This is a genomic window from Allobosea sp. 47.2.35 (genome assembly GCF_024655635.1).
Lineage (GTDB): Bacteria > Pseudomonadota > Alphaproteobacteria > Rhizobiales > Beijerinckiaceae > Allobosea.
Window position 1 is genome coordinate 157761 of sequence record NZ_JANLGI010000012.1, and the last position, 18384, is coordinate 176144.

Below are 18384 nucleotides of genomic sequence, written 5' to 3' on the forward strand. Positions count from 1 at the left end.
GGTTCCCGCCGTCTACGAGCGCAGTTCCCCCAGCGCTTTGACTCTGAGCAGAACAGCCCGATTCAAGGGATGTTCCCCTTTTGCAGCGGCCGCAGTGAGACGATGCGCGGATACTCGAATTATCAAGGACCGCATCAGGGCGCAGCTCCGTACGGGGGCGCATCGGCGCTCAAAGTCGATGGTCTGGAACTGGTCGAGCTCGAATGGTGTTTGGCAAGGGTTCACCCAGGAGCCCCCAATGTCCCGCCAAAGCGAGCTACCAACCCCGCCTCTGGTCTATCATCCAGAGTTCGAACAACCCGAGCCGCAGGAGCGCGCGACGGAGGATGGGCTCGTTTCGACGCTGCGCAGCATCAGCGAAACGACATTCAAGGAAGAGGGTCTTGCGCTGCGCAGCGTCCACGCCAAGAGCCATGCGCTGCTCCAAGGGGAACTGGCGGTAGCCCCGGACCTTCCGCCCGAACTCGCCCAGGGCCTGTTTTCCGCGCCCGGCCGCTACCCCGTCATCATGCGGCTCTCGACGATCCCCGGCGACGTCCTCGACGACGACGTCTCGGTGCCTCGCGGTCTGGCGTTCAAGGTGATCGGGGTTGAGGGCGAAAGGCTGCCGGGTTCGGAGAATGACGTCGTCCAGGATTTCGTGTTCGTCAATGGCCCCGTCTTCGCCGCTCCCACCGGCAAGGCTTTCCTGGGTAAGCTGAAACTGCTCGCCGCGACGACAGACAAGCTACAGTTCCTGAAGAAGGCCCTGAGCTACACCCTCCGCGGCATCGAGAGCGCGGTCGAAGCTGTTGGCGGCGAGAGCGCGACGCTCAAGCAGCTCGGCGCCCACCCTGCGGTCCATCCGCTCGGAGAGACCTATTTCAGCGCCGCGCCGATCCTGTTTGGGGATTACATGGCCAAGGTCCAGCTCGTCCCCGTCCTCCCTGAATTGACCAGCCTCACCGATCAGCCGGTCAAGGTCTTTGGGCACCCGGACGGGCTTCGCGAGGCCTGCAACGCCTTCTTCGCCCATCATGGCGGCCGCTGGGAGCTCCGCGTCCAGCTCTGCACCGACCTTGAGACGATGCCGATCGAGGACGCTAGCGTCGAGTGGCCGGAGGAACAGAGTCCATATCGGACCGTCGCGACGATCAGTGCCCCCTCGCAGGTCGCTTGGAACGAGGAGAAGTCGCGCGCGATCGATGACGGTCAGTTCTTCAGTCCCTGGCATGGGCTCGCGGCGCATCGTCCGCTCGGTTCGATCATGCGGTTGCGCAAGGCTGCCTATCGCAGCTCGGCGCGCTTCCGATCCGAGCACAGCGGTTGCCCGATGCACCAGCCTCGAAAACTGGAGGACGTCGATCTGCCCGCCTGAGCGGCGACGACGCACGAGCTATTCCAATTCCAGGGAACTTCAATCGAGGCGCCCTGTTGAACCTCATCAGCGGCCGGGGGGTCGTCATCATCGGATCGGAGCGTTCCGGATGTCCCAGACCCAACCCGGCTCGCCCGGTATTCAAATCCAGATCACGATCAATGGCGAGCCGCGCCGCATTGCGGTGCAGGCGTCGAACACGCTGCTCGACCTGCTCAGGCACGATCTGGGCCTGACGGGAACGAAGAAGGGCTGCGACCACGGGCAATGCGGCGCGTGCACCGTACTCATCGACGGCCGTCGCATCAATTCGTGCCTTCAGCTTGCCGTCATGCAGGATGGCAAGGAGATCACCACGATCGAGGGCGTCGGGCAGGCCAGCCAACTGCACCCGTTGCAGCAGGCCTTCATCGAGCGCGACGCCTTCCAGTGCGGCTACTGTACGCCTGGACAGATCTGCTCCGGCATCGCGCTGATCGAGGAAGGGCATGCCGCCACGCGAGACGAGATCCGCGAGTTGATGAGCGGCAATATCTGTCGCTGCGGCGCCTATCCCAACATCGTCGACGCGATCGAGGACGTGCTGGTCCAGCGCTCGGGCGTAAGTCGGGAGGCCGCTGAATGAACCGCTTTTCCTATCATCGCGCAGAAACACTTGCGGACGCGATCTCACATCTCCGGGGCAACCCGGCCGCAGCGATCATCGCAGGAGGGACGAACCTCGTCGACCTGATGAAATACGAGGTAGAGCGCCCGGGTGAACTGGTCGATGTGACCCGTCTCGACGAACTGCGCGGCATCTCCGAGACCCCGGATGGCGGGCTGCGCATCGGCGCGCTCGTGCCCAACAGCGACGTCGCCTATGACGAGCGCATCAACGCGCGCTATCCGCTGCTGGCCCATGCCGTGCTCGCAGGTGCGACGCCGCAATTGCGGAACGCCGCCACGACGGGCGGCAATCTCAACCAACGCACCCGCTGCTACTACTTCAACGACGTCGCCACGCCCTGCAACAAGCGCGAACCGGGTTCGGGCTGCAGCGCGATCGGTGGCGTCAACCGCATCCATGCCATCCTTGGTGCAAGCGACTACTGCATCGCGACGCATCCCTCGGACATGTGCGTCGCATTGGCAGCGCTCGATGCTGAGGTCGAGGTTGTCGGGCCGGATGGCAAGCGGCGGATCGCCTTCGCCGACTACCATCGCCTTCCCGGAGACGAACCTCAGCGCGACAACACCCTGCGCCCAGGCGAGATCGTCGTCGCGGTAACGCTGCCGCGAGAGGCGTCAGCTTTCGCCGGGAACTACACCTACCTGAAACTGCGCGACCGCTTGTCCTACGCCTTCGCGCTGGTCTCGGTGGCGGCGGCACTGAAGGTCGACGGCAGGCGGATCGCTGCGGCGCGGCTGGCGCTGGGCGGCGTCGCGCACAAGCCGTGGCGGAAGCTGGAAGCCGAGGAGGTTCTCGTTGGCATGTCCACTGACGACGCACCCTTCTCCCGCGCCGCCGATATCCTGCTCGCAGGCGCCCAGCCGCACGAACACAACGCCTTCAAGATCGATCTCGCGCGCCGCGCGATCGTTCGCGCGCTGTCTCAGGCGGCGGCCGGCACACCGCAGTCCTTGACCGACAAGCGGATCGCGTGAGGAGAACGCCATGCTGAGAAACGATCCGCATATCGGCTCTCCCCGCAACCGCGTGGATGGGCCGGCCAAGGTAACCGGCGCCGCGACCTACGCGGCCGAGTTCGCCGCCGAATGTCTCGGTTACGGCTATATCGTCGAGAGTTCGATCGCCCGCGGGCGCATCCGCTCGATTGATGTCAGCGCGGCGGAAGCGGCACCCGGCGTGATCAAGATCTTCACGCACGAAAATCGGCCTCAGACCGCCTGGTTCACCTACAAGTACCGCGACCAGGTCGGACCTCCCGGCTCGCCCTTCCGCCCCCTCTACAGCGACGAGATCCAGTATAGCGGGCAGCCCATCGCGTTGGTCGTGGCGACCAGCTTCGACGCCGCCCGCGAAGCTGCCGCTCTCGTCTCGGTCTCCTACGAGGAGGAACCGCATATGACGGATTTGAGCATCGCCCGCAGCGATGCCTACGAGCCCCCCAAAAAGCGCATGGGCATCGCCCCTCCGCCCGACCCGCGCGGGGATGCCGTCAGAGCGTTCAGCGAGGCTACGGTCCGCGTCAGTGCGGAGTACTCCATCGCGGCCGAGCACCACAATCCGATGGAGCCGCACGCGACGACTGTGATCTGGGAGGGGAAGGGCAAGATCACGGTCCACGACAAGACTCAGGGCGTGCAGAACAGCCAAGCCTATGTCGCCAGCGTCTTCGGGCTTTCGAGCGACGAAGTCCGCGTTGTCGCGCCTTACGTCGGTGGAGGCTTCGGCTCCGGCCTGCGCCCACAGCACCAGCTCTTCCTCGCCGTGATGGCGTCACTGGCGCTCGAACGCTCGGTGCGCGTCGAGCTGACGCGTCAGCAAATGTTCAGCCACGTCCACCGGCCGGAGACGATCAATGCCGTGTCGCTCGGCGCCGATGCCGGCGGCAAGCTGGTGTCGATCCAGCACCACGCGGTCGCCGCGACCTCGCAGTTCGAGGATCACCAGGAGAACGTCGTCAACTGGTCGGGAATGCTCTACCACGCGCCTAATGTCGACCTGCGCTACGAACTGGCCAAGCTCGACATCTACTCTCCCGGAGACATGCGGGCGCCGGGCGCACCGCTCGGTCTGTTCGCGCTCGAAAGCGCGATGGACGAATTGGCGATCGCCGCGAATATCGACCCGATCGATCTGCGCCTGCGGAACTACACTGACCATGATGAGAACAATGGCAAGGCCTTCACCTCGAAGGAGCTCCGGGCCTGCTATCGCGAGGGCGCAGCACGGTTCGGCTGGAGCAAGCGCAACGCACAGCCGAGCTCGATGCGCGACGGCCGCGAGCTGATCGGCTGGGGCATGGCAAGCGGCGTCTGGGAGGCAGGCATGATGAAGACAGCCGCGCGCGCGGTCTTCACGGCCGATGGCCGCCTGGAGCTCTCCTGCGCGACCTCCGACATCGGCACTGGAACCTACACCATCCTGAGCCAGATCGGCGCCGAGACGCTTGGCCTGGAGATGGAACAGGTCACCGTGAGGCTGGCAGACTCTACCCTTCCGGCTTCGCCGGTGCAGGGCGGGTCGTGGACGGCGGCCTCAGCTGGCAGCGCTGTGATGGCAGCGTGCCAAGAGTTGCAGGCGCAGCTCTTCAAGCTGGCGCGGAAAGTCGATGGCTCGCCGCTCGCGGATGCCGGCGAGGATGACATCGCGTTCGCGAATGGCCGCATACTCCTACGAACCAATCCCGCGAAATCCGTTTCTCTGGCCGAGGTCATTGCGGCGTCCGGCGAAACGAAACTGGAGGCGGAGAAGAGCGCCAGCCCCGGCTTGATCGGGGCGATGCGCTACGCCTCCTACACTCATTCAGCCGTGTTCGCGGAGGTTCGGATCGACGAGGAACTCGGGCAGATACGTGTCACGCGCATCGTCAATGCGGTCGCGGCCGGCCGCATTCTCAATCCCAAGACCGCCCGCAGCCAGATCATAGGCGGTGTGGTCTGGGGCATCGGCATGGCGCTGCATGAGGAGACCCTGACCGATCATCGCCTCGGTCGCATCGTGAACCACTCGCTGGCCGAATATCATGTCCCGGCAAACGCCGACATCTACGACATCGACGTGGTCTTCGTCGAAGAGCACGACGACAAGGCGAGCCCGATCGGCGTCAAGGGACTCGGCGAGATCGGCATCGTCGGCACTGCGGCCGCCATCGCGAATGCGATCCACCACGCGACAGGCAAGCGCCTGCGCAATCTTCCCATGACCATCGACAAGCTGTTGGCTGCATGACGGGAAAGGAGAATAGCGTGAAAATCTCGAACCACGACGACTACGAGGCGGCGGTCGCGCGGGCGAGCTCGCTTTCAGATGCGCCCAAGGGCTCTCCTTCCGCGGCCGAACATGCCGGTCTGGTCGCAGCTATCCGAGCCTGGGATGAGGAGCACAAGGGAGCGAACAATCATGGACCCGAGCCGGCGGAGGGGTTGAACCGTCCGGACGATCTTCGGTTGTCGGGCCTTCCAGGGAACCTCGGCAAGTTGCGCAAGACCTGAGCAGCTTCCGGCAGAATGCCGCGTCGAAGGCAACTGGAGATCCGATCGGGGTGCTTTCGCGCAGTCCGCTGAAATAGGCTTTCGCTGCCGTGAGGTGCCTGAGTTCCCGACCGCTCAACAGCCTGATGCATTTCGACATTGCAGCTCGTCTTTATTCATCGCAGGCAAAAGGGCGCCGTCGGGCTCACCAAGCTTTCACAGCCGCGAGAGAAACCTATGCGGAGAGCGGATCAGCGACGAGGGGCCGACGGCCCTTCGCGCCCTTTCTGACTGCCGTCGCCACGAAGGCGCGATACTCCGACCAGGTCGCTAGGCGGCGGGAGCAGCCGCCGCAACACACATCGCTGGTGGGCCGTAGGTCCGAGGGCACGGCGATACTAGGCGAGCCGCAACTATCGCACCGAAATCCGTCCGCACCCATAACGCCTGCCCTGACGAACTGCATCGCCGCTGCAAACTTCGCGGGCGAGCGATGGTTCCGCTGCGCCGGGCGGAACCTCCGCACACGACCCTCCGTTGCTCCGGGACAGCTTCAGGAAGGAAATCCAGCGATGATGTTCGTCGAGCAGATTAAGGAAGGCCAGCGCGTGATCGGATCCGATGGAGGTCACGTCGGAACCGTCGACGCTCTGAGCGGCCAGCTCATCAAACTCAAGAAGAATGACCCCGAGTCGGGCGGCGCTCACCACTACATCGACCTGGGGCTCGTCATCGGCATCGAAGGCGACACGATCAAGCTGATCGTCCCGGCTACTGAGGCGAAAGAGCGATGGTCCGAGGCCACCGACTGATGGACAGACGCCATTTCGTGGCAAGCGTAGGCGCGACAATCGTCGCTGGCCCGGCTCACGCGAGCATCGCGGTCGATCGCTTCGGGCCGATGGCTCCTGGACGCAGCGTCATCCTTCTTCACGGCTCCGATGGTCTGACCAACGGCGGTCGATACGAGTTCGCCGCGCAGATGATCGTCGCCGCCGGCTACAGTGTCTGGCTACCGCGCTATTTCCAGGCAACGGGCGATCGCCGAGCCCGCCACTGTGAGATCAAGACCAAGTTTCCGATCTGGCTTGAAGCGATCGAGGCCATCAAGGTCGAAAGACAGGATCGGTTCGCTGTTGTCGGCTTCTCGCTCGGCGGAGCGTTGGCTCTGGCACTCGCCGCTCGCGACAGCAGGGTCAAGGCTGTCGTTGACTTCTTCGGTTTCCTCCCGGCAGGATTGGAGAGGGCATCATTTCCTCCTACGCTCATTCTGCATGGGGACGCCGACCGCGTCGTTCCGGTATCGAACGCCGGCGCGATCGAGAAACTGATCAAGAGCAATGGCGGCCAGGTCCAGAGCCACATCTATCCAGACGAAGGACACGGGCTCTCCGTAGCGAGCTGGCCTGACGCGATATCGAGGACGCAGGCGTTTTTGCGGGAGCACCTGTGACGGGCTTGGCCGGGAGTGCGCGTCGCGAGGACAGGCGCCGTTGAAAATCGCTACTTACACGTTAACGGCATCAACGGCCGCCTTCAGGTTCTCCTGCGTTGGCTCAAGCAGGACTGGCCGGATGTGGTCTGCCTGCAGGAGCTGAAATATTCCGACGCCCGATTTCCAGAGCGGGAACTGCGGCAGGCGGGGTATGAGGCAATTTGGCAGGGCCAGAAGAGCTGGAACGGCGTCGCCATCCTTGCAAAGCGAGGCAGCCCGCTGGTCCTGACGCGCCGGGGGCTGCCCGGAGACCCCGACGATATCCACAGCCGGTACATCGAGGCCGCAGCGCACGTGACACTTGATCCGCCCCCGCCGAGAGGTCCATGGGGATTGTTAGTGGACGGTTGGCCTCGGCGCCAGCGCAGGCGGCGTAGCCGGTCTGGATAGCGCAGCCGCCCGCGCGGTCATGGCGGGCACGAAGACTTCCGGAGCCGGCGGCTTGTAGCCGAGCGAGCCATGCGGGCGCACCGTGTTGAAGTGGCGCCGCCAGCTTTCGATGACGATCTTCGCTTCAGCGAGGGTATAGAAGATCTCGCCGTCGAGAAGCTCGTCTCGCAACCGGGCATTGAACGACTCGTTGAAGCCGTTCTCCCAGGGGCTTCCGGGCGCGATATAGGCGGTCTTGGCGCCGACCGCACCGATCCAGTCCTGCACGGCCTTGGCGACGAATTCGGGCCCGTTATCTGACCGAACATGCTCCGGCACGCCGCGCGGGATGGACAGATCCGAGAGCACGTCGATGACGTCGATCGCCTTCAGCCTGCGATCGATGCGGATTGCCAGGCATTCATGCGTGAACTCGTCTATGATGTTCAGCATCCGGTATTTTCTCCCATCATGGGTGCGGTCCTCGACAAAGTCGTAGGACCACACGTGATTGGGCCGCTCGGCGCGAAGGCGGATGCAGGTTCCGTCCGCGAGCCAGAGACGGCTGCGTTTGGGTTGTCGGGCTGGAACTTTCAGCCCCTCGCGTCGCCAGATGCGCTCAACCCGCTTGTCGTTGACCACCCAGCCTGCCGTCGAGCGCAGCAGCGCGGCGATCTTGCGATAGCCGTAGCGGCCATAGCGGCGGACCAGTTCGACGATGTCGGCCGTAAGCCTCTCCTCGTCGTCGCGTCCGCGCGGGATCCGGCGCTGGGTCGAGCGATGTTGTCCGAGCACATGGCATATCCGCCGCTCCGACACCTTCAGGACGAGCCGAACATGATCGATGCAGGCACGGCGACGCGCGGGGCTTACCAGTTTCCCGAAGCCGCCTCCTTCAGGATCAGCTTGTCGAGCGTCAGGTCCGCGACGGCGCGACGAAGCCGGGCGTTCTCGGCCTCGAGCTCCTTCATCCGCTTCACCTGATCCGTCTTCAGGCCGCCAAACTCTCGGCGCCAGCGGTAATAACTAACCTCCGTCACGCCGATCGAGCGGATCGCATCGGCAACGTATTGACCCTGCGAGACCAGCACATCGACCTGGCGCAGCTTCGCGACAATCTCTTCGGGCTTGTGACGCTTCTTCGGCATTGCGGTCCTCCTGTCTGCCAAAAGACATAGTTCAGGGTGGACCAATTCAACGGGGGTGGATCAGCAGCTGAGGCCCGCTGAGTCAGGTCCGAGACCTGCCTTCGCAGGAGCGCGATCCGATCGTCGAGCAGTTCACGGTTTCCGTTTGCCATTTCCGACCTCCTATTGGTCTTGGCCGCCACTTTGCCGGCTCCAGAGTCAGGACGTCCGCAGGCTGCTACTAGTCCATAGAATGATCGTGTTCTAGCCAAACCAAAGCCGTGCCCTCGGGGCTCCGGGTTACGGGCGGGTGCGAAGGGAATGCCCTCCGAATTTGGGGCGATTTATGCCTTTGAATCCTATCTCAGCGTTAGCGTTAGCCCACCTCCTGAATACGCCAATGCGAGCCGGGCAAGTTGTCTGGCTCAGGGTTCGAGCGCGTCGTCGCAAACCGATCCTCCCGTTCCCGAGCGACGATGTACGCAGCGGTAGTTCCATTGCCGAAAGTCGCCACCCGCTGCAGATTCGAGAACGACCGTCTTAGTCGTATCAGAGCCGCTCTAATCGCACGGGCTCGACAGGCTTCCCGCTCGCTTTCGCCGGCGTAGACGTAGGCGATCGCCTCCTTGCTGCAGAATTTTCTTCGACGGCCGGGGTTTCCCAGCGGGAATCTCGCTCCTCATGACTGCTCAGGTTCATCCCACAAACTAACCGCGAGTCGCAGACGCATGCCTCGAATCATCTCACGCATCACAAGTTCAGACGCAGGCCGGCAAGGCTGCGGCCGCCAGTGCCGTAAAGGAGACAGCAAGCGCCGAGAGTACGTCCAAGGCGATCGCGATGTGGGTGCGTTCATGCCAGGCTCCCGCAATTTTTGTCCGGCGCCACAAGCTCGCAAAGTGCCAAGCTATAACCATCAGTGCCGCCAGGGTGGCCCCCGTCGCCAAACTATTGTGCCAGCCCGGCAGGCCGGCCCGGCAGAGCAGTGATTCCGAGGCATAGACCGCGAGGAAATGAGTGGCCCAGAGGATCGGGCCGACGATGACGTTGGCGGCCAAGCGCAGAGACGAAGCCGCTCTCATGTCGCCACCAGCCGCGGAAAGCCATGTGTCAGCGCGAGGCCGAAGGCGGCCTGTCCGAGCGAATAGGCCCAGAGCAGCGCAAGGTTGTCGAAGACGACGCGGCGTATGCGGTCGACCCGCCCCGTCGCCAGCCGCGCTGCGGCGAATCCGGCAGAGAGCAGCACGGCCCCCGCGATCTGCGCCTGCAACGCGGCATTCGCATAGACCATGGCGGCGTAACCGCTTGTTTGCGGCCTGAGGCCCGCCCGCCAATGCTGCAGAATGTCGACGCCGAGCGCGCCGACGAGAGCGATCGCTCCCAGCAGCAAGAGGACGGCGATGATGCCGCGCCGCCCGCCTCCGCCGTCGAGCAGCCGCCTGGAGGCCTCGAGGAGCAGGCCGCTGACAATCAGCAAGACCATCGGCACCAGTAGGGCCGGGAGTGCCGAAAGCTGCTCTCGCCCCGGCCAGACTTGCGGTGCGACGGTCCAGAGATAGAGATAGCCGAAGAGATAGGAGAGATAGAGCGCGGCGGCGACCAGCATCAGCACGACCATCGCCCACCAGCTATGCGACATCGATCCCGAGGCATAGCTCGGCAGCCTGACGCCGCCGCCGATATCGATCTCGCCGACCGGCGCCTGATCGCATTCCCACATCCAGCGCATGATCGCGACGATGGCCCCGATGCCGCAGAGACCGGCGAGCACCACGGCCTTGACCGTCAGCAGCAGGAAGAAGCCGGCGGTGAAGACCGCCGCCGCGAAATGGGCATAGCCCGGGCCTGTCAGCCGCATCACATATTGCGGCTCGGCCTCGACCGGGGAGGTTACGATCGTCTCGCGCCCGCCGGTCGCGGTTCGGGGCAGGTAATGCGCGCCCGCCTCGACCTCGCGGACGAGGCTTGGCCGATCCCAGAGCGGCTCGCGGCTGTCGATCCTGGGAATGCTGCGCGTGCCGAAGGCATGGTTGGGTAGCCATTCCAGCGAACCGGCATCCCAGACATTGCCGGCAGGTTCCGCGGTCGTCAGGCGGATGTTGCTGATGACGTCGACGAGAAAGACCAGGATGCCCGCGGCCAGCATGAAGGCGCCGAGCGTCGAGACCAGGTTGAGCGTCTCCCAGCCCATTCCGGCCGGATAGGTGTAGACGCGTCGCGGCATGCCGATCAGCCCGGTCACATGCATCGGCAGGAAGGCGATATTGAAGCCGAGGAAGATCAGGCCGAAGGACCAGCGCCCCAGCCGTTCCGAGAGCGGGCGCCTGCTGAAGGCCGGCGCCCAGTAGTAGATCGCCGCGAAGAGCGGAAAAACCATGCCGCCGAACAGCACATAGTGCAGGTGGGCGACGACGAAATAGCTGTCATGAGCCTGCCGGTCGAACGGCACCATCGCCACCATCACGCCGGTCAGCCCGCCCAGTGTGAAGATGATCAGGAAGCCGATCACGAAGAGCGACGGAACGGTGATCCTGAGCCGGCCTGCCGCGATGGTGGCGATCCAGGCGAAGACCTGGATGCCGCTCGGGATCGCCACCGCCATGCTCGCCGCCGAGAAGAAGCCGAGCGAACGCGCCGGAATCCCTGTCGTGAACATATGGTGGACCCACAGCCCGAAGGAGAAGAAGCCGACCGCGATCAGCGCCACCACAATCAGGCGGTAGCCGACCAGCGGCACCCGCGCCATGGTCGGTACGATCATCGAGACCATGCCCGCCGCCGGCAGGAAGATGATGTAGACCTCCGGGTGGCCGAAGAACCAGAACAGGTGCTGCCAGAGCAGCGGATCGCCGCCCTTCTCGGCGATAAAGAAGGGCCAGCCGAAGGCCCGCTCCAGCTCCAGCAGGATCGTCGCCAGGATCACGGCGGGAAAGGCGAAGACGATCATCCCCGCGAAGATCAGGAGCGTCCAGGCGAAGATCGGCATCTTCGTCAGGGTCATGCCCGGAGCGCGCGTGCGCAGCACGCCGACGATGATCTCGATCGCACCGGCGATCGCGGAAATCTCGATGAAGCCGATGCCGAGCAGCCACCAGTCGGCGCCGATTCCGGGCGAGAAGCGTTCGCCAGTCAGCGGCGGATACATGAACCAGCCGCCATCCGGCGCCGTGCCGAAGAACAGCGTGCAGAAGAACACCAGGCCGCCGACGAAATAGGCCCAGAAGGCGAAGGCGCCGAGGCGCGGGAACGGCAGGTCGCGGGCACCGAGCATCTGCGGCAGCAGTAGGATGCCCACCGCCTCCACCGCCGGCACGGCGAACAGGAACATCATCACCGTGCCATGCATGGTGAAGATCTGATTGTAGGTCTGAGGCGAGAGGAAATCGTTTCCCGGCACCGCGAGCTGCAGCCGGATCAGCAGGCCGAGGATGCCGGCGAGCAGGAAGAACAGGAACGCCGTCGCGATGTAGAAATAGCCGATGACGGTGTTGTTGACCTCGGTGATGACGCGCCAGCCGCGCGGCGAGCGCCAGACGGCCTCGAGGCGCTCGCGCTCGCCCTCGGGCCGCGGCAGCGCGGACGGCAGGCCCGCCGCTTCGTCCGGAGCGTGAGAGTCGGAGGCCGTCATTTCAGGCTCGCAAGATAGTTGGCGATCGCTTGTCGCTCCTCGCCCGAGAGGATGGCGAAGGGCGGCATCAGGCTGCCCGGCTTGAGCGCGGCCGGCTCCACGATGAAGCGCGCGAGGTTCTCGGTCGTGTTCGGCACTGTCGCGGCGGCGAGGAAGCGCCGTCCGCCCATGCGGGAGAGATCCGGGCCGATGGCGCCTGCGGCCGGCGTGCCGCGCACGGCATGGCAGGCGCCGCAGCCCGAGGCGAGAAAGAGAGCAGCTCCGCGCTCCACGGCCTCGCCGGCCGGCGCGGGAGGGCTATCGGCCGCGGCGAGCCAGGCGTCGAACTCAGGCTGGGGCATCGCCACGATCTCCAGCGCCATCTGCGCATGGGCGGTTCCGCAATATTCGGCGCACTGGCCGCGATAGATGCCGGGGCGCTCGGCCTTGAGCCACATCCGGTTGGTCCGTCCCGGGATCATGTCGAGCTTGCCGCCAAGGCTCGGCACCCAGAAGGAATGGATGACGTCGGCGCTGCGCAGCACGAACTCGACCTCGACACCGACGGGGATGCGGATCTCGTTGGCTTCGGCGACCGGCTTGCCGGCCGGGCCGTCATAGGTGACGCGCCACCAGAACTGCTCCCCCGTGACCTCGACGCGCATCTCGGGCTGGCGCGGGTTCGCGACCGTCTCGCGCATCAGCCAGAGCCCGTAGCCGAGCAGCACGGCAAGCGTGACCGCCGGAAAGGCGATCCCCCACAACCGGATCGCCGCCTCGGCCCGCAGCCACCGCCGTATCCGCTCCGGGCCGGCGATCGCGAACCCCAGCGCCACAAGCACGACAGCAAAGATCACCGCCGCGCCGGCGAACAGGATCCAGCTGAGCAGGGCGACGCGCGCAGCCTCTTCGCCGGCCGGCGCCAACGCCGACTGACGCTGACAGGCTGTCAGCATAAGCAGGCCAGTGCCGAGCACGAGAGCGCGCAGAACCTTCATCGCCGCGGCTGCCCTGCCGGCGTCACGCTGGCGAAATAGGCGGCGAGGTCGCGGGCCTGTTCGGCTGTGAGGCGGCGGCCGATCGGCGCCATGATGCGCCCGGTCGGGCTGCGGCCGTTCAGGCCAGCCCGCCAGGCCGCAAGCTGCCCCTCGGTATAACGAGAGGATTGCCCTGCCAGGCGCGGAAATGTCGGAATCGCCTGCTCGTCATGGCAGCTCAGGCAGGCGGGCACGCCACGGGAGCGATCTCCCTCGCGCGCCAGCTTCTCCCCGCGCGCGAGGGTTTCCGGGTCCGCTCGTTCGGGCTCGATCTCCGGCCGCGGCAGTCCGGCATAATGGGCTGCGAGCTTCCTGATCGCGCCATCGGTCAGGTCGGTCGCGGCGGTCTGCATGATGCCGCTGTCGCGCAACCCGGCGGCATAGTCGCGGAGCGCGTTCTCGATCATCGCCGCCGGCTGGCCGTGCAGCAGCGGCACGAGCCGGCTCGTCGGGCCCTCGCCGTTGCCGTGGCAGCGCGCACAGGCCCCGATCGCATCCTGATCGTCGCCGCTCTCGGCGATCTCGGCGCCGCTGGCCCGTTCCGGCTCGACCTCGCCCAAGGCCAGCTCGCGATACGCAGCACGGTCGAGCTGTGGCAGCAGGCGCAGGAAGGCGACCACGGCCCAGATTTCGTCGTCGCGCTCCAGCGACGGGAAAGCCGGCATGCCGGCGTATTTCAGGCCGTGCTTGACGATCCAGAACAGCTCGCCATCCTTCCAGCCCCCGACCTTGTCTTTCAGGTTCGGCGGCGGCGGCAGCATCTTCGCAGCGACAGGGCTCACCGGCGTGCCCGGTGCTCCGTGGCAATAGGCGCAACCGGCATGGTAGTGCCCGGCACCGAGCCTGACGCGGTCCTCGTCCTGTCCTTCCGGAAGCGCCTCGTCCGGCGCGTGCGCCTTGACGGAGTTCTCCATCCCGAAGCGTAGAATCCAGTCCGTGATCGCGAGATGGCCTCGGCTGGCGGCGATATTGTAGACGCCCGACCAGGCGAAGAGCAGCCCGACGACAACGACTGCCACGATAGTCGCGGCCGCGGTCAGCGCGAGCTGGCCGCGTGTCGCGAGCACCCATGCCGCGATCCGCCTAGCTCGCGCGAGCGGAGACATCTGATCGGCTCCGGGCTCCGTCGAGCCGGGTCAGCATGCGCGCCGCCAGCGCAACGCCGACGACGAGGTAGCTCAGGGGGCAGGCCGTCACCATCAGCAATCCGGCGAGTTGCTGGTCGTCCAGGCTTGACGGGCCGGTGATGCACAGCGCCAGGGCAAGACCGGGCAGGCCGTAGAGATCCCGAGGCGCGAAGATCAAAAGGGCGCCTAGCAGGCAGGCGAGCTTCCCGGTCAAGAGCAGCGCGCCCAGCGCCTGCCATCCACCCGTGCGGGCCGCACCGATGACCGCGTGCCAGAACCACACTGCGCTGCCGGCGAGCATGGCCATAAAACCGAGCTGGGCCAAAGCCGAGCCTGCCGCAAGCTGCTGGAGCGTCGGCATATGCCAGGCCCAGAGGACGATCAGTTGCAAGGTCGCGGGAGCGAGAAGGGAGCCACGCCGCATGGCCTGAGCCGGCGGCACGCCCAGCGCCAGGACCGGCGCGGCAATATTCATGACTGTGAGATGCTGCAGCATCTGCAGCGACAGGGGACCGAGGTCGAGAAACGGCACGCTCGCAACGCCGACCAGCGCGAGCACAGCGACACCGGCCAGCACGGGCCCGGTGACGTTCTGAGTCGCGTCCGATCTCTGCAGATGCCGCAAGCGAAAGCTCCCCCTGCACCGACAACCGGGAGTTCGCGCCGCAGTTCCCGCCCCCCGCCGCTAAACTTGAGCGCCTGCGAACCTCTGTAGGTTCTCCACGTTGACCTCCGAACGATCACAGCCGGATGCGGAGGCCAGCATGGCACGATCCCACAAGTTCATTCTTCTTGTCGGCGTCGTCGCCTTGACGCTGCCCCTTGCCTCATGCGGCGATAAGCCATTGCCCGAGGAGGCTGGATACGGGCCGAATCCGACCTTGCCGGCTCCGAAATCCTCTTGGCTGCCAACCATCAAGGTCGCCAAGGCCGTCGGCTGGAAGGAAGGCGAAAAGCCGACGCCGCTCGCCGGCGGTCAGGTCACTGCCTTCGCCACCGGGTTGCTACATCCACGCTGGCTCTACGAACTGCCCAATGGCGACGTTCTCGTCGCCGAGAGCGACGCGCCTCCCAAACCCGAGGAGAAGAAGGGCGGCATCCGCGCCTGGGTGCAGGGGCTCTTCATGCAGCGCGCCGGTTCCAAGACCCCCAGCGCCAACCGCATCAGCCTGCTGCGGGACGCAGACTCAGACGGCGTCGCGGAGACGAAGAGCGTATATCTGGAAAACCTGACCTCGCCCTTCGGCATGGCTCTAGTGGGCGACCAGCTCTATATCGCCAATGCCGACGCGGTGGTGCGCGTGCCCTATGTTGCAGGCGAGACGAAAAGCAACGCCAGGCCCGTCAAGGTCGCGGATCTGCCAGCGGGCCGCAACCATCACTGGACCAAGAGCCTCGTCGCCAGCGCCGACGGCTCGCGACTCTATGTGGGCGTCGGTTCCAATTCCAACGTCGCCGAGAACGGCATGGCGGAAGAGCAGAACCGCGCGGCGGTGCTGGAGATCGATCCAAAGACCGGCGCCACCCAGCTCTTCGCGAGCGGGCTGCGCAATCCCGTCGGCATCGACTGGAACCCGGTCACGAAGGAACTCTGGGTTTCCGTCAACGAGCGTGACGAGATCGGTGACGATCTCGTGCCGGACTACATGACTTCGGTGAAGCGCGACGGCTTCTACGGCTGGCCTTACAGCTACTACGGTTACACCGTCGACGAGCGGGTGAAGCCGCCGCGGCCCGAACTCGTAGCGAATGCCATCAAGCCGGACTATGCGCTGGGCTCCCACACCGCATCGCTGGGGCTAGCATTCGCAAAGGAGGGGCAGATCGGCCCGGCCTATGCCGGCGGCGCCTTCATTGGTCAGCACGGTTCCTGGAATAGAGCTAACCCGGTTGGTTATCGCGTGATCTTCGTGCCTTTCGCCGAAGGCAAGCCAAGCGGCATGCCGCGACCAATCCTGACGGGCTTCCTGAACGACAAGGGCGAGGCGCGAGGTCGGCCGGTTGGTGTCCTGGTCGATCGTCGGAACGGCCTCCTTGTCGCCGACGATGTCGGCAATGCGATCTGGCGTTTGGTGCTTCCACCACGCTAATTGCGAGCCGATTCGAGAACGCACATCAGCTTTCACGCCGACACGCCTGGCAATGGCAGATGCTGAACCTGATGAATTACCGATGGAGGCCCGATAACGCCCAGTCTCACGCTGGAGCTGCTCCGCGTAGAGTGCCCCATTCGCCGAGCTTCTTCAGCTCGTCGAAAAGCCCATCCGTGTAAAGATGGCCAATAAGTCAAGTTCCGCAAGCGCGATCTTTATGAGCCGGAGCTCCACCAAACCCAGGCTGCAGCTACCGCAATGGCCGGGATTGCAGCAGTCAATGCGGCGATGATCATAAGCCGCGCGATCGAACGCGCTTCACGCTTCGTTTCCGGACGCCCATCGTCGTGTCTCATCGCAATTCCTCGCTCCAAGGAACTACGCCTAGCGTGCGCTATTTGTTCATTTCAAAGCCCGGCGCGTACACCTTCGACCCATCTCACGCAACGACACGCCTGGCCGACGGATCGGCAGTAACGCCCATTTCACGCGCGAAGCGGAAAAACACTATCGCTCGGCAATTGGAGCTCCTAGCGCCATTAGCGACAATCTAGCGCCTGGCGGCCATCGTAACGGTCGGCCGCGGAGCCTTTGGGTTGGTCTCCATCTATAACGACTTGATTGAAGCTGGTTCCCCGGCAGAGGCGCCAACGTAGCGAAGCCCTATGCCGGGCAGGTGGCCTGCTCTGCCTTTGCTGCAAATCGCACCTTTGGGTTGACTTACGTTAGTTGGAAGCGCCTGATGGCGCGAGCCGACAACCCCCGATTGGGCGGTTAGCATCCTCAGTTATCGCGTCGCACGCGGACGATCGGCCAAAAAAATGAAACCCACAGTAGAGGCGTATACGGTCGCGCTACCATGGTACGAACGCGCAGATTTTAAGCGACTTTGGGAGTTGGCTCACGACCACGACGACATGCCGAGCGATTACGACGTTTGGCATGCGTCAGCGCTGAACGTCATCAATGCCTGGCTCGCGAGGGGTCGCGCCCTTCAGATCGTAACGATCCGGCCGGACGAGTTCTTGGCTTGGCTTGAGGATAAGGCGCTGCCGAACACTGCGGCGAGTCGCCGGCAATACGTCGAAGAGAGGGCCTCCCGCGTGGGCAGCGAAACCGTCGGCATCGGTGTCGCGCTGGACGCTGGAGCCCTCCCGAATTCTGATGCCTGATGGGGCCAGGAACCTCTCGGCTAAGAGCCTCTAAGGCGCCGTTGAATCGCGAGCGCATTACGTGAGGCGTTCCCACGGGTTGTCCTGAGAAAGCCGGCCGAGTTGCAGCCCCGTCGCCAGAGCGCGGTGAAGCGCGAGCTTTATCGAGAGCCATGCATGCACGAAGACGGCAACCGCTATATGTAGCGTCTGGCGGGACTCGCCAGGCTCAAGTCCGACCTCATACTGGAGTGCGCCCCTGGAGGCGGGCAACACAACGTCAGGTAATTGACCGGGGAGGCGGGCTTTCGAAGGATGAAAGCCCATGGTTCAGGCAGAAAACCCACTTATCCGGCCTGTCCAGTTTTCCCCAGCCAGCTCTCCCCCGGCCACGTCGATATGAAAGGGCCCATCGGACAGGTTGTAAAAGACCGCTCACGCCGGTCGCGCGGCCTTCTGTCTCAGGATCAGCAATGCGACGATGGCAGAGCATAAAACGGCTACGGCACTGACCAGAAACACCACCGGCAGTCCCGATACGCTGGCGACGAGCCCCAGAACCGGACCCGACACGCCGAGCGCGACGTCGAGACATGCGGTATAGGCGGCCATCGCGACGCCGCGTGCCTCTTCTGACGCTTCACTGACGGCCTCAACACCGAAGCCGGGATAGACCAGCGCATAGCCGAATCCGGTCAGCGCAGCGCCGAGGGCGGCGACGGGGCCCGACCAGGCGAGCCACATCAGCGCGAGGCCCATCGTCTCGACCACGATGAAGAACAGCGCCACCCTTGCGCCGCCGAGCCTGTCCGGCAGCTGTCCGAAATGTGAGATCGCCTGCAATGTTGGCCCCGTTGGGGGCGGTTATCGCTTTGAAGGTT

16 protein-coding genes and 1 pseudogene are annotated in these 18384 nt (G+C 64.7%); 10 read left to right on the forward strand and 7 right to left on the reverse strand.

Annotated features, from left to right (window positions below):
- Positions 1-238: 238 nt before the first annotated feature.
- The 8 genes and pseudogenes from NUV79_RS16145 to NUV79_RS25315 all read left to right on the forward strand — a co-directional run.
- Positions 239-1357 (forward strand): catalase family protein, encoded by a 1119-nt coding sequence (locus NUV79_RS16145; protein WP_374679286.1) that lies wholly within the window; start codon positions 239-241, stop codon positions 1355-1357.
- A gap of 109 nt (positions 1358-1466) precedes the next feature.
- Positions 1467-1982 carry a (2Fe-2S)-binding protein gene (locus NUV79_RS16150; protein ID WP_257734108.1) on the forward strand — a complete coding sequence of 172 codons (516 nt, stop codon included), beginning with the start codon at positions 1467-1469 and terminating at the stop codon, positions 1980-1982.
- Positions 1979-3004: an FAD binding domain-containing protein gene (locus NUV79_RS16155; protein WP_257734109.1), complete on the forward strand. Its 1026-nt coding sequence runs from the start codon at positions 1979-1981 to the stop codon at positions 3002-3004. Before NUV79_RS16150 ends, NUV79_RS16155 begins: the two co-directional genes overlap by 4 nt.
- Before the next feature lie 10 nt (positions 3005-3014).
- Complete coding sequence (locus NUV79_RS16160) at positions 3015-5255, forward strand: xanthine dehydrogenase family protein molybdopterin-binding subunit (RefSeq protein WP_257734110.1); 2241 nt, start codon at positions 3015-3017, stop codon at positions 5253-5255.
- A 17-nt stretch (positions 5256-5272) separates the two neighbouring features.
- Entirely contained in the window at positions 5273-5518 is a 246-nt protein-coding gene (locus NUV79_RS16165; protein WP_257734111.1) for a hypothetical protein, read from the forward strand.
- A gap of 551 nt (positions 5519-6069) precedes the next feature.
- The gene (locus NUV79_RS16170) at positions 6070-6309 is read left to right on the forward strand and encodes a DUF2171 domain-containing protein (protein WP_257734112.1); all 240 of its coding nucleotides are present in this window, start codon (positions 6070-6072) and stop codon (positions 6307-6309) included.
- The gene (locus tag NUV79_RS16175) at positions 6309-6950 is read left to right on the forward strand and encodes a dienelactone hydrolase family protein (protein ID WP_257734113.1); all 642 of its coding nucleotides are present in this window, start codon (positions 6309-6311) and stop codon (positions 6948-6950) included. Before NUV79_RS16170 ends, NUV79_RS16175 begins: the two co-directional genes overlap by 1 nt.
- 40 nt (positions 6951-6990) lie before the next feature.
- Positions 6991-7280, forward strand: a pseudogene (locus NUV79_RS25315) (endonuclease/exonuclease/phosphatase family protein); the annotation flags it as partial.
- 48 nt (positions 7281-7328) lie between these two features.
- Here the strand turns inward: NUV79_RS25315 and NUV79_RS16180 are convergent.
- The 6 genes from NUV79_RS16180 to NUV79_RS16205 all read right to left on the reverse strand — a co-directional run bounded on the left by NUV79_RS16180 (position 7329) and on the right by NUV79_RS16205 (position 14884).
- A protein-coding gene (locus NUV79_RS16180; RefSeq protein ID WP_257734114.1) for an IS3 family transposase occupies positions 7329-8509 on the reverse strand; the annotation gives its coding sequence in 2 pieces (ribosomal slippage) (positions 7329-8245 and positions 8245-8509; 1182 coding nt in all).
- A gap of 737 nt (positions 8510-9246) precedes the next feature.
- Entirely contained in the window at positions 9247-9546 is a 300-nt protein-coding gene (locus tag NUV79_RS16185; RefSeq protein ID WP_257734115.1) for a hypothetical protein, read from the reverse strand.
- Positions 9547-9566: 20 nt separating this feature from the next.
- Entirely contained in the window at positions 9567-12116 is a 2550-nt protein-coding gene (gene ctaD / locus NUV79_RS16190; RefSeq protein ID WP_257734116.1) for a cytochrome c oxidase subunit I, read from the reverse strand.
- Entirely contained in the window at positions 12113-13093 is a 981-nt protein-coding gene (gene coxB / locus NUV79_RS16195) for a cytochrome c oxidase subunit II (protein WP_257734117.1), read from the reverse strand. The genes ctaD and coxB overlap by 4 nt, the downstream gene beginning before the upstream one ends.
- The gene (locus tag NUV79_RS16200) at positions 13090-14238 is read right to left on the reverse strand and encodes a c-type cytochrome (protein WP_257734118.1); all 1149 of its coding nucleotides are present in this window, start codon (positions 14236-14238) and stop codon (positions 13090-13092) included. Before NUV79_RS16200 ends, coxB begins: the two co-directional genes overlap by 4 nt.
- The gene (locus NUV79_RS16205) at positions 14216-14884 is read right to left on the reverse strand and encodes a cytochrome c oxidase assembly protein (RefSeq protein WP_257734119.1); all 669 of its coding nucleotides are present in this window, start codon (positions 14882-14884) and stop codon (positions 14216-14218) included. Before NUV79_RS16205 ends, NUV79_RS16200 begins: the two co-directional genes overlap by 23 nt.
- Positions 14885-15023: 139 nt before the next feature.
- On the opposite strand from NUV79_RS16205, the gene NUV79_RS16210 reads away from it, so the two are divergent.
- Both NUV79_RS16210 and NUV79_RS16215 read left to right on the forward strand, forming a co-directional pair.
- Entirely contained in the window at positions 15024-16349 is a 1326-nt protein-coding gene (locus NUV79_RS16210; RefSeq protein WP_257734120.1) for a PQQ-dependent sugar dehydrogenase, read from the forward strand.
- Positions 16350-17269: 920 nt separating this feature from the next.
- Complete coding sequence (locus NUV79_RS16215) at positions 17270-17524, forward strand: hypothetical protein (protein ID WP_257734121.1); 255 nt, start codon at positions 17270-17272, stop codon at positions 17522-17524.
- Between the two features lie 414 nt (positions 17525-17938).
- On the opposite strand, the gene NUV79_RS16220 is transcribed toward NUV79_RS16215, so the two are convergent.
- Positions 17939-18346 carry an MFS transporter gene (locus NUV79_RS16220; protein WP_257734122.1) on the reverse strand — a complete coding sequence of 136 codons (408 nt, stop codon included), beginning with the start codon at positions 18344-18346 and terminating at the stop codon, positions 17939-17941.
- Positions 18347-18384 lie beyond the last annotated feature (38 nt).

Excerpts from the sequence above, each read along its gene's own strand:
- NUV79_RS16145 (WP_374679286.1), top strand. The coding sequence starts at position 239 with ATGTCCCGCCAAAGCGAGCTACCAACCCCGCCTCTGGTCTATCATCCA.
- NUV79_RS16150 (WP_257734108.1), top strand. The coding sequence starts at position 1,467 with ATGTCCCAGACCCAACCCGGCTCGCCCGGTATTCAAATCCAGATCACG.
- NUV79_RS16155 (WP_257734109.1), top strand. The coding sequence starts at position 1,979 with ATGAACCGCTTTTCCTATCATCGCGCAGAAACACTTGCGGACGCGATC.
- NUV79_RS16160 (WP_257734110.1), top strand. The coding sequence starts at position 3,015 with ATGCTGAGAAACGATCCGCATATCGGCTCTCCCCGCAACCGCGTGGAT.
- NUV79_RS16170 (WP_257734112.1), top strand. The coding sequence starts at position 6,070 with ATGATGTTCGTCGAGCAGATTAAGGAAGGCCAGCGCGTGATCGGATCC.
- NUV79_RS16175 (WP_257734113.1), top strand. The coding sequence starts at position 6,309 with ATGGACAGACGCCATTTCGTGGCAAGCGTAGGCGCGACAATCGTCGCT.
- ctaD (WP_257734116.1), bottom strand. The coding sequence starts at position 12,116 with ATGACGGCCTCCGACTCTCACGCTCCGGACGAAGCGGCGGGCCTGCCG.
- coxB (WP_257734117.1), bottom strand. The coding sequence starts at position 13,093 with ATGAAGGTTCTGCGCGCTCTCGTGCTCGGCACTGGCCTGCTTATGCTG.
- NUV79_RS16200 (WP_257734118.1), bottom strand. The coding sequence starts at position 14,238 with ATGTCTCCGCTCGCGCGAGCTAGGCGGATCGCGGCATGGGTGCTCGCG.
- NUV79_RS16210 (WP_257734120.1), top strand. The coding sequence starts at position 15,024 with ATGGCACGATCCCACAAGTTCATTCTTCTTGTCGGCGTCGTCGCCTTG.
- NUV79_RS16215 (WP_257734121.1), top strand. The coding sequence starts at position 17,270 with ATGCCGAGCGATTACGACGTTTGGCATGCGTCAGCGCTGAACGTCATC.